The sequence below is a fragment of the Streptomyces sp. NPDC006207 genome (assembly GCF_040613835.1).
GTDB lineage: Bacteria > Actinomycetota > Actinomycetes > Streptomycetales > Streptomycetaceae > Actinacidiphila.
This window is the reverse complement of the sequence record NZ_JBEXSX010000059.1, coordinates 49104-63755: the sequence shown is the minus strand read 5'-3', so window position 1 is coordinate 63755 and position 14652 is coordinate 49104. Positions and strand designations below refer to the sequence as shown.

The window sequence follows — 14652 nt, the reverse complement described above, 5'->3', positions numbered from 1 at the left end:
GGCCGGATGGCGGTGCGCCATCCGGCCCGGCCGTGCGGTGGCACGCCTGCGGCATGATGAACGACGGAATGTGGAGAGTGTTGAAACGGTCTTCCCGGGACGAAGCGGCGTCCGAGCTGTTCGCCGCCCTCTACCCCCGCCTGGCCGGCTGGTGCCGGCGGCTGGTCGACGACGACGAGACGGCCCACGAGATCGCCTCGGAGGCCTTCACCCGGCTGTGGGCGCGCTGGACGAGCGTGGACGAACCCCGCGGCTTCCTCTACGTCACGGCGGCCAACATCGTGCGCGACCACTGGCGGAAGGTGGAGCGCGAACGCCGGGCCATGCGGCGCGCCACCGCGGAGGTCCTCGTCGACGGTCAGGGCGAGGGACGCAACGGGCAGACCGACCCCTCGGTGCGGATGCTCGTCCAGTCGCTGCCCGAGCGGCTGCGGGTGCCCATCCTGCTGTACTACTACGCCGACATGCCGGTCCGGGAGGTGGCGGCCGCGACGGGGCGGAAGGAAGGAACCGTGAAGGCCGACCTCCACGCGGCCAGGGAAATGCTGCGAGCCGGACTGAGGAGAAGCCTTGATCACACCCATTGAGGGCCCGGACGAGGAACGGGACCCGGAGCTGAGCGCCCTGCTGCGGCCCGGCACGGTCCTGCTCGGGCCGCCGCCCGGCCGGTTCCGGGAGGTCCGCCGCGTGGCGGCGCGGCGCAGGCTGCTGCGGGCCGCCGCGGGAGCCGGGGTGTCCCTGGCGGTGGCGGCGGTCGTCGCCGTGCCGCTGCACCTGCTGTCCGCCCCGGGGCAGGGCCCCGGGGTCGGGCCGGCCGTGCCCGCGGTGTCCGTCCCCCCTGCGGCCGACCCGCCGCCCTCGCCGCGCCCCGCCACGTCACCCGTCCCGGAGCCGTCCGAGACCCCCGGCCCGGACCGCCGCACCGGCTCCCCCGATCCGCGCCGCGCAGCCTCCTCCGCCCGCCAGACCGACTCCGTCTCGGCCACACCGCTCGGCCGTGCCACGGACGACCCCCCGGCCCGCCCCCGCGGCTGACCGGCTCCGCCGCGCAAGACGCGTGAGGCGGGGGCGGTGCGTGTCCGATTCGTTCAAGACGGGCCGGGCGGCGCGACCCTACGGTTGCGGCATGACCCTTCGTTTCGATGTCGTCGAGATCGTCGTGGCCGACATGGCCGCCTCGCTGGCCTTCTACCGCAGGCTGGGGCTGGAGATCCCCGCCGGGGTGGAGGCGGACCCGCATGTGGAGGTGGCGCTGCCCGGGGGGCTGCGGATGGCGTGGGACACCGTGGAGACCGTCCGGTCGTTCGACTCCTCCTGGGCGCCGCCGCAGGGCGGTCACCGCATGGCGCTGGCCTTCACCTGCGACGGGCCGAAGGAGGTGGACGCGACGTTCGCCGAGCTGACCGGGGCCGGGTACGCGGGGCACCTGAAGCCCTTCGACGCGCCCTGGGGGATGCGGTACGCCGTGGTCCTGGACCCGGACGGGAACCCGGTCGACCTCTTCGCGGCGCTGCCGCAGGGCTAGGTCGTGTCGTCACATGAGCTCCCCCAGCTCCGCTGGGAGGTGCCCCCAGGTGCGGTGCACTCGCAAGGCGGAGAGCCGTCCTCGTAGTGGGCTGCTCGGACGATTCGACAACGCAGCGTGGGGGCACCTCCCAGCGCCGGCTGGGGGAGCGGCGCGGGGTGGGGGCACCCCCGGCCGAAGGGGGAAGGCATGTGACGACACGGCCCGGCCGGGGTCAGGGGAGCAGGTCGCCGAGCGGGACGCCGGCGAGGGCGCGGACGTCGCGGGCCAGGTGGGCCTGGTCCGCGTAGCCGGCGCGGGCGGCGACGTCGGCGAAGGGATGGCCGCGGCGGGCCAGTCCCAGTGCGCGCTGTAGGCGCAGGATGCGGGCGAGGGTCTTGGGCCCGTAGCCGAAGGCGGCCAGGCAGCGGCGGTGGAGCTGGCGTTCGCTCAGCCCGGTGTCCTCGGCGACGGTGCCGACGCGGGCGCCGGCCGCCAGGCTCGCGGCGATCTGCGGGCCCCACGGGGGCGCCGCGCGCCGCACGTCCCGTGCGAGCACCAGGGACTCCAGGACGGCGCCGGGGTCGGCGGCCGCGGCGACGCGCTCGGTGGCCCGGCGGGCCTGCGCGCCGGGCCACAGCGCGTCCAGCGGAACACGGCGGTCACGCAGCTCGTGCGCGGGCAGCCGGAAGACGGCGGGCCCGACGCCGGGGGCGAAGCGCAGGCCCGCGTACCGCGTGCCGGGCGGGCTGCCGGAGAGGTGGGCGGCGGTGTCGGGGCCCGCCGCGAACAGACCGGTGTCCTCGCCCCAGATCAGGTCGATGCAGCCGTCGGGCAGCACGCGGGCCGCCGCGGCACCCGCTGTCCTCGTCCACAGCACGGCGCCGGGCACCGTCGAGGTCTGTTCCCGGTACACCGCTCCAGCATGGCACCCGCCACCGACAGCGCGCCGGGTGCGCCTCAGTGCGGGGGCTTGCCGCCGTTCTTGCCCGAGGGCCGGCGCCCGCGCAGCCGGGACCGCACGTCCTCCGGCGGCAGGAAGCCCGCCCAGCGCTCGGGGAATTCGGCGGGCGGGTCCTCCGGGCCGACCTCGTCGTCCGGGCCGGACTCGAACGCGGCCCGACGGGCGGCGGCCTCCGCGACGAGGTCGGCTGCGGCACGTTCCCTGGCCCGTGCGTTCTCCTCGCGGGCGGCCGCGGTCTCGATCGAGGGCCACACCCGGTCGATGGCGGCGTTGACGGCCGCTCCGACGAGCACCGCGAAGGCCGACACGAAGATCCACAGCAGGACGGCGACCGGCGCGGCCAGCGATCCGTAGATGGTCGGGCCCTCGACCGTGTGGGTGAGGTAGATGCGCAGCACGAAGCTGCCGAGGACCCACATCAGCAGGGCGACGGCCGCCCCGGGCATGTCCTCGTACCAGGGCGAGCGCACCGGTACGGAGACGTGGTACAGCGTGGTGAGGAACGCGATCGACAGCACGCTGACGACCGGCCAGTACAGTATCCGGATCACGGCCTCGCTCCACGGCAGGAACGACACCACCGCGTCCGGCCCGACGACCATCAGCGGCATGACGACCGCGCCGATCACCAGGGCGACGATGTAGAGCAGCAGCGCCAGCAGCCGCGTCCTGACGATGCCGCGCCTGCCCTCCAGCCCGTACATGATCGTGATCGTGTCGACGAAGACGTTGAGGGCCCGCGATCCGGACCACAGGGCGATGACGAAGCCGATGGAGATCACGTCGGGCCGTCCGCCGCCGAAGACGTCGTCGACGAGCGGCCGCATCAACTGGTCGACGCCCTTGTCCGACAGGACCGTCGCGGCGGCCGTGAGGATGTTGCCGCGGATGTTGTCGATCGTGTCGGTGCCGATGATCTCGTCGACGTAGCCGATGGCGCCGACGAGGCTCAGCAGCAGCGGCGGCAGGGAGAGCAGCACGAAGAAGGCGGCCTCGGCGGCGAGGCCGGTGACGCGGTACTCCATGCAGGAGTCGACCGTGTCCTTGAGCAGCAGCCAGCCCACCTTGCGCTTGGATACGTTCCTATAGAGGGCCCGCGCCCGGTGGAGTCGGCCTCGCCTGGGCCGCTCGGGTGTTTCGTCTGCTGCCTGCACGCGCCTACCGTAACCGTCATGAGTCCCCCCACACACACCGTGACCAACCAGGCTCCGCCCCTGGTCGGGTATGACGTGTACGCCGCCGACACCGCCCTGGTGGAGGGGGTGGCACGGCACGTGGCGCCCGGGCTCCGGGAGGAGGTCCACCGGGAGCTCGGCGAGATCGGCCGGGCCGCCGGTTCCGCGCAGGCGCGGGGGTGGGCGGAGGCCGCCGACACCCATCCGCCGGTGCTGCGCACCCACGACCGGTACGGGCACCGGATCGACGAGGTGGAGTTCCATCCGGCCTGGCACCGGCTGCTGGGGCGGGCGGTGTCCTCGGGGCTCACCGACGCCTGGTCGCGCCCCGGCGGACACCTGCGGCGCGCGGCGGGTTTCCTGGTGTGGTCCCAGGCGGAGGCCGGGCACGGCTGCCCGGTGTCGATGACGCACGCGGCGGTGCCGGCGCTGCGGGCCGACCCGGCGCTGGCCGCCGAGTGGGAGCCCCGGCTGGGGTCCCGGGTGTACGACCCGCAGCTGGTGGCGCCGGGAGGCAAGCCCGGGGCGCTGTTCGGCATGGGGATGACCGAGAAGCAGGGCGGCTCGGACGTGCGGGCCACCACCACGCGGGCGGAGCCGCTGGCGGAGGAGGGCACGTACCTGCTCACCGGCCACAAGTGGTTCTGCTCGGCGCCGATGTCCGACGCCTTCCTCGTGCTGGCGCAGGCGTCCCCCTCCTCGGGGAAGGGGGGCCTGACCTGCTTCCTGCTGCCCCGGGTGCTGCCGGACGGCTCGCGCAACGTCTTCCTGATCCAGCGGCTCAAGGACAAGCTGGGCAACCGCTCCAACGCCTCGGCGGAGGTGGAGTTCGACGGCACGTGGGCGCGCCGGGTCGGCGAGGAGGGGCGCGGGGTGGCGACCGTCATCGAGATGGTGGCGGCCACCCGGCTGGACTGCGCGACCGGTTCCGCCGCGCTGATGCGGCAGGCGGTGGCGCAGGCGGTGCACCACGCGACGCACCGCAGCGCGTTCGGCGGGCCGCTGGTCGACAAGCCGCTGATGCGGAACGTCCTGGCGGACCTTGCCCTGGAGTCGGAGGCGGCCACCACGACCGTGCTGCGGCTGGCGGCGGCGTACGACGCGGATGACGAGCAGGAGCGGCACTTCCGGCGGCTGGCGGTTGCGGTCTCCAAGTACTGGGTCACCAAGCGCTGCCCGCCGCTGGTGGCCGAGGCGCTGGAGTGCCTGGGCGGCAACGGCTACGTGGAGGAGTCGGGGCTGCCGCGGCTGTTCCGGGAGTCGCCGCTGAACTCGGTGTGGGAGGGCTCGGGCAACGTGCAGGCCCTGGACGTGCTGCGGGTGCTGCAGAGGGAGCCGCGCGCGCTGAACGCCTTCCTCGGCGAGATCGGCCTGGCGCGCGGCGCTGACCACCGGCTGGACGGCGCGATCAAGGCGCTGCTGACCGAACTGGCCGACCTGGAGGGCGTCGAGGCCCGGGCGCGCCGGCTGGTGGAGCGCATGGCGCTGGTGCTGCAGGGCTCGTTGCTGGTGCGGTTCGCCCCGGTCGAGGTCTCGGACGCGTTCTGTGCCTCGCGGCTCGGCGGGGACTGGGGGGCGACCTTCGGCACGCTGCCGCGCGGGCTGGACCTGGCGGCGATCGTGGAGCGGGCACGCCCTCAGGGGTGAGGGGCGGATGCGGCGGCGGTCCGCCCGAGGTCCCGACGGAAGGACCGGGATCTTCGGGGAAACGTTCCGCCGCCGCGCCGCACTGAGGGTGGTGCCGCGCCGACTCGGCACCACCCCCGGTCTCGCCTCACCGTCGCACGGAATCAGGGTTCCGTACGAATAGCGTGATGCGCCGTCACTGTCCGTCGAATGCGCGCATATTCGCAACCGTTGCAGACAGTTGCAAGGTATTGGCCGGATATCCCACCGGAGGGACCGGCCCGGCGGCACCATATGCACATGGTGTGGCAGCGGAGAATCGGCGCGGCCACTGCCCGAGCGCAGAAAGCGCTGCGCACACGGACGCGGGGAGCACCATGAGCCAGGATCCGAACGACGCACGGTCGTTGTCGGTCCAGTCCGTCCAGGAACCGCGCCGTTCCGCACGGCTGCTGGGCGGCATGCGGGACGCCGCGCTGGGCGGCGGATCGGGTGGCACGGTGCCCAGACCGGTCATCCAGGACTCCTGGCGGCGCGCCCTGGACCTCGGTGTCGACCCGGACAACGGCAGTCACGCCGGCATGCTGACCGCCGACGAGATCGAGGTGCGCAGGCGCCACACCCCGCTGAACGACGTGATGTCCGCGCTGCGCGACGGCCTGGTCTCGGTCGCCGACGAGGCCCGGCACATCATGGTGGTCACCGACCCCGAGGGCCGGGTGCTGTGGCGGGACGGCAGCCTGGCCGTCCGCAGGAGCGCGGACCGGCTCGGCTTCGCCGAGGGTGCCTCGTGGTCGGAGGAGGCCGTCGGCACCAACGCGATCGGCACCGCCCTGGTCACCGGACGGCCGGTGCAGGTGCACTCCTCGGAGCACTTCGTCCGGGTGCACCACCAGTGGACCTGTGCCGCGGCCCCGCTCATCGACCCGCGGGACGGCCGGCTGCTGGGCGCGGTGGACGTCAGCGGGCCGGCGGCCGGGATGCACCCCGCGATGCTGTCGCTGGTGACCGCGGTGACCAAGGTCGCCGAGGCCGAACTGCGCAGCCTGCACTGGGCGGCCGTGGACCGGCTGCGCTCGGTCTCCGCCCCGCTGCTCGCCCGGATGCCGGGCCGGGCGGCGGTCGTCGACCCCAACGGGTGGACGGCGGCGGTGACCGGGATGCCGCCGGTGGAGCGGATCACGCTGCCCGCCGCGCCGAGCGCCGGACGTACGTGGGTGCCCGCGCTGGGCACTTGCACCCTGGAGCCGCTGCCGGGCGGCTGGCTGGTGCGGGTCGCCACGCCGGAGGAGGAGGTGCCCGGGGCCGGGCACGTGGTGCTGGACCTCGGCCGTCCCCGCACGTGGACGGTGAACGTCTCCGGTGCGGCCGGCGGCTGGTCGCAGGAGCTCAGCCCGCGCCACGCCGAACTGCTCTTCGTGCTGGCCCTGCACCGGGACGGCCGCACCGCCGCGGAACTGGCCGGCGACCTGTTCGGCGACCCCTCCCGCACGGTGACGGTGCGGGCCGAGATGTCCCGCCTGCGCCGCACCCTGGCCGGGGTCCTCGACCACCGTCCCTACCGCTTCGCGGACGGCGTCGAGGTCGAGGTGGTCCGCCCCGCCCACCCCGCGGATCTGCTGCCGCACTCGACGGCGCCGGCGGTGCGTGGGGCGCGCTTCGGGGAGTGAGGGGGCGACCCGGACGGGCCGCGGCAGCGAGCCGGGAACCCGCCGGGTCCGCGAGGCCGCAGAATGTGGCGCATGAGCACTAGCGTCACGGTGACCACGTGGTCACTGGAGCAGACCTCCCACGCCGATCTGCGGCCCTCCCTGGAGCCGGACCCCGCGACGTCGGGCATCCGCATCGCGCGGGCCGAGGTGCCGTCCCCGGAGTTCAGCCGCTTCCTCTACACGTCGGTGGGCGCGGACTGCGCCTGGACGGACCGCCTGCCGTGGTCGTACGAGCAGTGGCGGACCTTCCTGGAGCGCCCGGGCGTGGAGACCTGGGTGGCGTACGACCGGGACACCCCGGCCGGCTACATCGAACTGGACCCGCAGGACGACGGCCAGGTCGAGATCGCGTACTTCGGGCTTCTGCCCGCCTTCCGGGGGCGGCGGATCGGCGGGCACCTGCTGTCCGTCGGCATCGCCCGCGCCTGGGACCTGGCGGAGCGCCGGCCGGACCGCACCCCGACGAAGCGGGTGTGGGTGCACACCTGCAGCCTGGACGGGCCGCACGCGCTGGCCAACTACGAGAACCGTGGCTTCCGCATCTTCCGCACCGAGACGGGGGAAGAGGAGGAGAGGCCCGTCACCGGGCCCTGGCCCGGAGCCCGGTAGGGACCGGCGGACGGGAAGGGGCGGGCATGGACGTCGTCGGGGTCGGGGCGCTCAACCTGGACCTCATCACGGGCGCGTCCGCCCTGAACGGCGGCCCGGTGCTGGCCCGGCTCGGCGCGCACATGCGGCTGCGCCCGCCGCCGGAGAGCGGCGGCGAACGCATGGTCGACGAGCCCGCCGTCCGCGCGGGCCTGGAGTGGCTGCGGGCCGAGGGGGTGCCGCTCACGCCGGAACCGGGCGGCTCGGCCTTCAACACCCTCCATGCACTGGGCCGTCTGGGCCGCGGGCTGCGGCTCGGGTACGTGGGCGTGGCGGGCCGCGACCCGCTGGGCGCGGCCGGCCCCCTCGCCGTCCTGGACGGGCTCGGCATCGACCGGCGGCTGGTGGCCCTGGACCCGGACCGGCTGTGCGGGATCTGCCTGTCCGTGCACGACGGCGGGGAGCGCACGCTGCTGACCCACACCGGGGCGAACACGCGGATCGCCGCCCATGTGCGGGAGCGGTTCGAGGAGATCGCCGGCTACCTGGCGGCGGCGCGGGCGGTGCACGTCACCTCGTTCCTGGATCCGGACGGCGGCGCGGTGCTGCACCGGCTGCTGGTGGAGGTGCGGCGGCGTTCGCCGGGCACGCTGATCAGCTTCGACCCGGGGCACGTCTGGTCGGCGGAGCCGACCGCCGATGTGCTGGCCATGGCGGCGATGAGCGACTACCTGCTGGTCAACGGGCGGGAGTTCGAGCGGCTGGTCCGGGTGCGGACCCGGGCGGAGGGCGCGGCCGTGGTGAAGTACCCGGACCGCGTGGAGGTGCACCGGCCCGGCACCGTGGAGCGCTACGCGCACCGGCCGCTCCCCGGCGGCGAGGTGGAGGACGCGACGGGGGCGGGCGACGTCTTCGCGGCGGGGCTGCTGGCGGCGCTGGTCGCGGACCACGCCCCGCTCGGTGCGGGGGTGCGGCTGGGTTCGGCGCTGGCGGGCCACAAGCTGCGTCATGTGGGGACCCGCGGGCACGGTGGGTTCCGGGCCATCGCGGCCGATTTCCTGCGCCCGGCGAGTCCTGTCAGGTGACGGACAATCGACGCATCTCGCCATGCGGGATGAACGCGTCCACATTCTGGATAACGGTGGACTGGCCCGAGATCCCCGTGACACGCTTTCGACATGTCGCGCACTGGAATCGCCTTGGTAGGTCGGCTGCACGTCGACCTCGGACGCATGTCCAGCGCCATCTGTCAGGCGTGCTGAGCACTCGCCGCCGCCCCGTCCAGGACTGACCCGGCCGTCCCCGGCCCCGCGGGCGCAATGACGCGCCCACGTCCCGCGCTGTTCCCAGCGCTGCGGCGTATCCGCAGGCCAAGGGGACTCTTCGCGCTACGACCGACTCTGTCCAGCCTGCCAGAAGGACTGCATCGCCATGGCCTCCACCCCTGACCAGCCGAACGCCGCCGCGCCGCGCCGCAAGGTGAGCCGCCACCGCGGCGAGGGCCAGTGGGCGGTCGGCCACATGACACCGCTCAACGCCAACGAGCAGTTCAAGCGGGACGACGACGGTCTCAACGTGCGGACACGCATTGAGACGATCTACCGGTACCGCGGCTTCGACGCGATCGACGGAGCCGACCTGCGCGGCCGCATGCGCTGGTGGGGTCTGTACACCCAGCGCAAGCCCGGGATCGACGGCGGCAAGACCGCGATCCTGGAGCCGGAGGAGCTGGACGACAAGTACTTCATGCTCCGGGTCCGCATCGACGGCGGCCGCCTCACCACCGAGCAGCTGCGCGTCATCGGCGAGGTCTCCCAGGAGTTCGCCCGCGGCACCGCCGACATCACCGACCGGCAGAACATCCAGCTGCACTGGATCCGCATCGAGGACGTCGCCGAGATCTGGCAGCGCCTGGAGGCCGTGGGCCTGTCCACCACCGAGGCGTGCGGCGACACCCCGCGCGTCATCCTCGGCTCGCCCGTCGCCGGGATCGCCGAGGACGAGATCCTCGACGGCACCTGGGCCGTGGACGAGGCCCACCGCCGCATCGTCGGCAACAAGGAGTTCTCCAACCTCCCGCGCAAGTTCAAGTCGGCGATCTCCGGCTCCCCGCTGCTGGACGTGGCCCACGAGATCAACGACGTCGCCTTCGTCGGCGTCCGCCACCCCGAGCACGGGCCGGGCTTCGACGTGTGGGTCGGCGGCGGTCTGTCCACCAACCCCAAGATCGGCGTCCGGCTGGGCGCGTGGGTGCCGCTGGAGGAGGTCCCGGACGTCTTCGAGGGTGTCATCTCGATCTTCCGCGACTACGGCTACCGGCGGCTGCGCACCCGCGCCCGGCTGAAGTTCCTGGTCGCCGACTGGGGCGCGGAGAAGTTCCGCCAGGTGCTGGAGGACGAGTACCTGGGGCGCAAGCTGGCCGACGGCCCGGCCCCCGACCAGCCGGTCCAGCAGTGGCGGGACCACGTGGGCGTGCACCGCCAGAAGGACGGCCGCTACTACGTCGGCTTCGCGCCGCGCGTCGGCCGGGTGGACGGCACCACGCTCAGCAAGATCGCCGAGCTGGCGGAGGCGCACGGCTCCGGCCGGCTGCGGACCACCGTCGAGCAGAAGATGATCGTGCTGGACGTCGAGCAGGACCGGGTCGACTCCCTCGTCTCGGGTCTGGAGGCGCTGGACCTGCAGGTGAAGCCCTCCCCGTTCCGGCGCGGCACGATGGCCTGCACCGGCATCGAGTTCTGCAAGCTGGCCATCGTCGAGACCAAGGCGCGCGGCTCCTCGCTGATCGACGAACTCGAACGCCGGCTGCCGGAGTTCGAGGAGCCGATCACGATCAACATCAACGGCTGCCCGAACGCCTGCGCCCGGATCCAGGTCGCCGACATCGGCCTCAAGGGCCAGCTCGTGCTGGACGACGAGGGCAACCAGGTGGAGGGCTACCAGGTGCACCTGGGAGGCGCGCTGGGCCTGGAGGCCGGTTTCGGCCGCAAGGTCCGCGGGCTGAAGGTCACCGCGGACGAGCTGCCCGACTACGTCGAGCGCGTCCTGAAGCGCTTCCAGGCCGAGCGTACGGACGGCGAGCGCTTCGCGCAGTGGGTGACGCGGGCGAGCGAGGAGGCGCTGTCGTGAGCGAACGCGCCGCACCGTTCTACTGCCCCTACTGCGGGGACGAGGACCTGCACCCCGCGGAGCAGGGCCACGGCGCCTGGGAGTGCCGGTCGTGCAACCGCGCGTTCCAGCTGAAGTTCCTGGGCCTGCTGGCCCGGGGGCTGCGGACCGAGCACCGTGAGGGAGACCCTTCGTGACCACCGCGCAGCAGCACACCGCGGACGAACTGCGGGCGCTGGCCGAGCAGGCGGGCCGCGACCTGGAGGACGCCCCCGCGCTCGACGTCCTGCGCTGGGCCACCGGCACCTTCGGTTCCCGGTTCTGCGTCACCTCCTCGATGGAGGACGCGGTCGTGGCGCACCTGGCCTCGCGCGTCGCCCCGGGCGTCGACGTCGTCTTCCTCGACACCGGCTACCACTTCCCGGAGACCATCGGCACCCGTGACGCGGTCGCCGCCGTCATGGACGTGCAGCTCATCACGCTGACGCCGCGTCAGAGCGTGGCCGAGCAGGACGCGGAGTACGGGCCGAAGCTCCACGACCGCGACCCCGACCTGTGCTGCGCGCTGCGCAAGGTCACGCCGCTGGAGGAGGGCCTGACCGGCTACGACGCCTGGGCGACCGGCCTGCGCCGCGACGAGTCCCCCACCCGCGCGAACACCCCGGTCGTGGGCTGGGACGCGCGGCGCGGGAAGGTCAAGGTCTCGCCCATCGCCCGCTGGACGCAGGACGACGTGGACTCCTACGTCACGGAGCACGGGGTGCTCACCAATCCGCTGCTCACGGACGGTTACGCCTCGGTCGGCTGCGCCCCCTGCACCCGCCGGGTGCTTCAGGGCGAGGACGCCAGGGCCGGCCGCTGGGCGGGACGGGCCAAGACCGAGTGCGGGCTGCACGGCTGATGACGACGGAACGGACTTCCCGGGAGGGGCGGATGGGCGGGACGGGCACAGGGGCCACGGTGTGGCTCACGGGTCTGCCGAGCGCGGGCAAGACCACGATCGCCCGGGCGCTTGCCGGGCGGCTGCGCGGCGACGGGCACCGGGTGGAGGTCCTGGACGGCGACGAGATCCGCGAGTTCCTCTCCGCGGGCCTCGGCTTCGGCCGCGAGGACCGGCACACCAATGTGCAGCGGATCGGTTTCGTCGCCGAACTCCTGGCCGCCAACGGGGTCAAGGTGCTGGTCCCGGTCATCGCGCCGTACGCCGACAGCCGGGAGGCCGTCCGCAAGCGCCACGAGGCGCGGGGCACGACGTACCTGGAGGTGCACGTCGCCACCCCGGTGGAGGTCTGCACCGTGCGTGACGTGAAGGGCCTGTACGCCAAGCAGGCCGCGGGCGAGATATCCGGGCTGACCGGCGTCGACGACCCGTACGAGGCACCCGAGACCCCCGATCTGCGGATCGAGACCCAGGACCACACCGTCGAGGACTCGGCGGCGCTGCTGACGGCGCTGCTGGTGGAGAGGGGACTCCTGTGAGCGACGTGCGCGCGGCCACCGGGCCGCACCCGACCGGCCAGCAGCGCGTTCGCCGCGCGGGCGGAGATGGGGGCACCACCCAGGCGCGAGCTCTGGGGGAGAACGAAGGGGGCACAGCGTGACCACGGTAGTCGCAGTCGACGAGAGCACCGGCAATCCCTTCGTGCTGTCGCACCTGGACGCACTGGAGTCCGAGGCGGTGCACATCTTCCGTGAAGTGGCGGGGGAGTTCGAGCGGCCGGTGATCCTCTTCTCCGGCGGCAAGGACTCCATCGTCATGCTCCACCTGGCGCTGAAGGCCTTCGCCCCCGCCGCGGTCCCCTTCTCGCTGCTGCACGTCGACACGGGCCACAACTTCCCCGAGGTGCTGGAGTACCGGGACCGCACCGTGGCGGAGCACTCCCTGCGGCTGCACGTCGCCTCGGTGCAGGACTACATCGACGACGGCCGGCTGCGCGAGCGCCCCGACGGCACCCGCAACCCGCTGCAGACGGTGCCGCTGACCGAGGCCATCCAGGAGCTGCGCTTCGACGCGGTCTTCGGCGGCGGCCGCCGTGACGAGGAGAAGGCCCGCGCCAAGGAGCGGGTGTTCTCGCTGCGCGACGAGTTCTCCCAGTGGGACCCGCGCCGCCAGCGGCCCGAGCTGTGGCAGCTCTACAACGGCCGGCACGCCCCCGGCGAGCACGTGCGCGTCTTTCCGCTGTCCAACTGGACCGAGCTGGACGTGTGGCAGTACATCGCCCGCGAGGGCATCGAGCTGCCGGAGATCTACTACGCCCACGAGCGCGAGGTGTTCCGGCGCAGCGGCATGTGGCTGACCGCGGGCGACTGGGGCGGGCCGAAGGACGGCGAGTCGGTGGAGACCCGGCTGATCCGCTACCGCACGGTGGGCGACATGTCCTGCACCGGCGCGGTGGACTCCGACGCCGCCACCATCGACGCCGTCATCGCCGAGATCGCCGCGTCCCGGCTCACCGAGCGGGGCGCCACCCGGGCGGACGACAAGCTCTCCGAGGCCGCGATGGAAGACCGCAAGCGCGAGGGGTACTTCTAGCCATGACCACCGGCACCACCGCCGAGCAGCTCTCGGCCACCTCCCTGCTGCGCTTCGCCACCGCGGGTTCCGTCGACGACGGCAAGTCCACGCTGGTCGGCCGGCTGCTGCACGACTCCAAGTCGGTGCTCGCCGACCAGCTGGAGGCCGTCGAGCTGGCCTCCGCCCGCCGCGGGCAGGATGCGCCGGACCTGGCACTGCTCACCGACGGCCTGCGCGCCGAGCGCGAGCAGGGCATCACCATCGACGTGGCGTACCGCTACTTCGCCACGCCGCGGCGGCGGTTCATCCTGGCGGACACGCCGGGGCACGTGCAGTACACGCGGAACATGGTGACCGGCGCCTCGACCGCCGAGCTGACCGTGATCCTGGTGGACGCCCGCAACGGCGTCGTGGAGCAGACCCGCCGGCACGCGGCGCTGGCGGCGCTGCTGCGGGTGCCGCACGTGGTGCTCGCGGTCAACAAGATGGACCTGGCCGACTGGTCGGAGCCGGTCTTCGCGGCCATCGCCGAGGAGTTCACCGCCTACGCGGCCTCCATCGGCGTCCCGGAGATCACCACGATCCCCATCTCGGCCCTGGCCGGCGACAACGTCGTGTCGCCGTCGGCGAACATGGACTGGTACGGCGGCCCGACGATCCTGGAGCACCTGGAGACCGTCCCCGTCGGCAGCGACCCGGGCGCGTACCCGGCGCGCTTCCCCGTGCAGTACGTCATCCGCCCGCAGACCGCGGAGCACCCCGACTACCGCGGCTACGCGGGGCAGATCGCCTCGGGCGTGCTGCGCGTCGGCGACCCCGTGACGGTCCTGCCGTCCGGGCTGACCAGCACGATCAGCGGCATCGACGCGCTCGGCACCCCGGTCGACGTGGCGTGGGCCCCGCAGTCGGTGACGCTGCTGCTCGGCGACGACCTGGACATCTCGCGCGGCGACCTGATCGCGCCGTCCGACGCCGCCCCGGCGACCACCCAGGACGTCGAGGCGACCGTGTGCCACCTGCACGAGCGGCCGCTGAAGGTCGGCGCGCGCGTGCTGCTCAAGCACAGCACGCGCACGGTCAAGGCGGTCGTGAAGCGGCTGCCGTACCGGATCGACCTGACCCGGGGGCTGGAGCACGAGGACGAGCCGGGCGAGCTGCGCGTCAACGACATCGGCACGGTGGTGCTGCGCACCTCGGAGCCGCTGCCGCTGGACGCGTACGCCGACTCGCGGCTCACCGGCTCCTTCCTGCTGATCGACCCGGCGGACGGCACCACGCTGACCGCCGGCATGGCGGGCGAGGCCTTCGCCGCCCGCACCGCCACGGCCGCGGGCGACGCGGCCGGTGACGACGAGGGGTGGGATTTCTGATGGCGTTCGACGACGCCTTCGCCGGATTCGCCAAGGAGGGCGGTCGCGTCGGCAGCGGCTGTCTGGGCAGCGGCACGGGCGGTGTCACGC

General features: G+C 73.5%; 16 protein-coding genes. 14 read left to right on the top strand and 2 right to left on the bottom strand.

The window, feature by feature from the left end:
- Positions 1 to 68: 68 nt before the first annotated feature.
- The 3 genes from ABZ312_RS34725 (at position 69) to ABZ312_RS34715 (ending at position 1525) form a co-directional block, all read left to right on the top strand.
- Positions 69 to 587, top strand: coding sequence for an RNA polymerase sigma factor (locus ABZ312_RS34725; protein WP_500321719.1), 519 nt, complete (start codon positions 69 to 71; stop codon positions 585 to 587).
- The gene (locus tag ABZ312_RS34720) at positions 571 to 1035 is read left to right on the top strand and encodes a hypothetical protein (protein ID WP_500439452.1); all 465 of its coding nucleotides are present in this window, start codon (positions 571 to 573) and stop codon (positions 1033 to 1035) included. The genes ABZ312_RS34725 and ABZ312_RS34720 overlap by 17 nt, the downstream gene beginning before the upstream one ends.
- Positions 1036 to 1126: 91 nt before the next feature.
- Positions 1127 to 1525 (top strand): VOC family protein, encoded by a 399-nt coding sequence (locus tag ABZ312_RS34715; protein WP_500361061.1) that lies wholly within the window; start codon positions 1127 to 1129, stop codon positions 1523 to 1525.
- 214 nt (positions 1526 to 1739) lie between these two features.
- Here the strand turns inward: ABZ312_RS34715 and ABZ312_RS34710 are convergent, their stop codons facing one another.
- Both ABZ312_RS34710 and ABZ312_RS34705 read right to left on the bottom strand, forming a co-directional pair.
- A complete protein-coding gene (locus tag ABZ312_RS34710) occupies positions 1740 to 2420 on the bottom strand; it encodes a helix-turn-helix transcriptional regulator (RefSeq protein WP_500321723.1) in 681 nt (226 codons plus the stop codon).
- 44 nt (positions 2421 to 2464) lie between these two features.
- Positions 2465 to 3622 (bottom strand): YihY/virulence factor BrkB family protein, encoded by a 1158-nt coding sequence (locus tag ABZ312_RS34705; RefSeq protein ID WP_500359852.1) that lies wholly within the window; start codon positions 3620 to 3622, stop codon positions 2465 to 2467.
- Between the two features lie 18 nt (positions 3623 to 3640).
- On the opposite strand from ABZ312_RS34705, the gene ABZ312_RS34700 reads away from it, so the two are divergent.
- The 11 genes from ABZ312_RS34700 (at position 3641) to ABZ312_RS34650 (ending at position 14562) form a co-directional block, all read left to right on the top strand.
- Positions 3641 to 5290, top strand: coding sequence for an acyl-CoA dehydrogenase family protein (locus tag ABZ312_RS34700; RefSeq protein WP_500439451.1), 1650 nt, complete (start codon positions 3641 to 3643; stop codon positions 5288 to 5290).
- Between the two features lie 356 nt (positions 5291 to 5646).
- Complete coding sequence (locus ABZ312_RS34695) at positions 5647 to 6939, top strand: helix-turn-helix domain-containing protein (protein WP_500321727.1); 1293 nt, start codon at positions 5647 to 5649, stop codon at positions 6937 to 6939.
- Between the two features lie 72 nt (positions 6940 to 7011).
- The gene (locus ABZ312_RS34690; RefSeq protein ID WP_500321728.1) at positions 7012 to 7590 is read left to right on the top strand and encodes a GNAT family N-acetyltransferase; all 579 of its coding nucleotides are present in this window, start codon (positions 7012 to 7014) and stop codon (positions 7588 to 7590) included.
- 26 nt (positions 7591 to 7616) lie between these two features.
- The gene (locus tag ABZ312_RS34685; protein WP_500321729.1) at positions 7617 to 8654 is read left to right on the top strand and encodes a carbohydrate kinase family protein; all 1038 of its coding nucleotides are present in this window, start codon (positions 7617 to 7619) and stop codon (positions 8652 to 8654) included.
- 93 nt (positions 8655 to 8747) lie between these two features.
- Positions 8748 to 8831, top strand: coding sequence for a putative leader peptide (locus tag ABZ312_RS34680; RefSeq protein WP_322975673.1), 84 nt, complete (start codon positions 8748 to 8750; stop codon positions 8829 to 8831).
- 169 nt (positions 8832 to 9000) lie between these two features.
- Entirely contained in the window at positions 9001 to 10698 is a 1698-nt protein-coding gene (locus ABZ312_RS34675; RefSeq protein WP_500321730.1) for a nitrite/sulfite reductase, read from the top strand.
- A complete protein-coding gene (locus tag ABZ312_RS34670; RefSeq protein WP_500321732.1) occupies positions 10695 to 10874 on the top strand; it encodes a hypothetical protein in 180 nt (59 codons plus the stop codon). The genes ABZ312_RS34675 and ABZ312_RS34670 overlap by 4 nt, the downstream gene beginning before the upstream one ends.
- Positions 10871 to 11578 (top strand): phosphoadenylyl-sulfate reductase, encoded by a 708-nt coding sequence (locus ABZ312_RS34665; protein ID WP_500321733.1) that lies wholly within the window; start codon positions 10871 to 10873, stop codon positions 11576 to 11578. The genes ABZ312_RS34670 and ABZ312_RS34665 overlap by 4 nt, the downstream gene beginning before the upstream one ends.
- 32 nt (positions 11579 to 11610) lie before the next feature.
- Positions 11611 to 12156 carry an adenylyl-sulfate kinase gene (cysC, locus tag ABZ312_RS34660; protein ID WP_500321734.1) on the top strand — a complete coding sequence of 182 codons (546 nt, stop codon included), beginning with the start codon at positions 11611 to 11613 and terminating at the stop codon, positions 12154 to 12156.
- A gap of 118 nt (positions 12157 to 12274) precedes the next feature.
- A complete protein-coding gene (gene cysD / locus ABZ312_RS34655) occupies positions 12275 to 13210 on the top strand; it encodes a sulfate adenylyltransferase subunit CysD (RefSeq protein ID WP_500321735.1) in 936 nt (311 codons plus the stop codon).
- Between the two features lie 2 nt (positions 13211 to 13212).
- Positions 13213 to 14562: a sulfate adenylyltransferase subunit 1 gene (locus ABZ312_RS34650; RefSeq protein ID WP_500321736.1), complete on the top strand. Its 1350-nt coding sequence runs from the start codon at positions 13213 to 13215 to the stop codon at positions 14560 to 14562.
- The last annotated feature ends 90 nt before the right edge of the window (positions 14563 to 14652 follow it).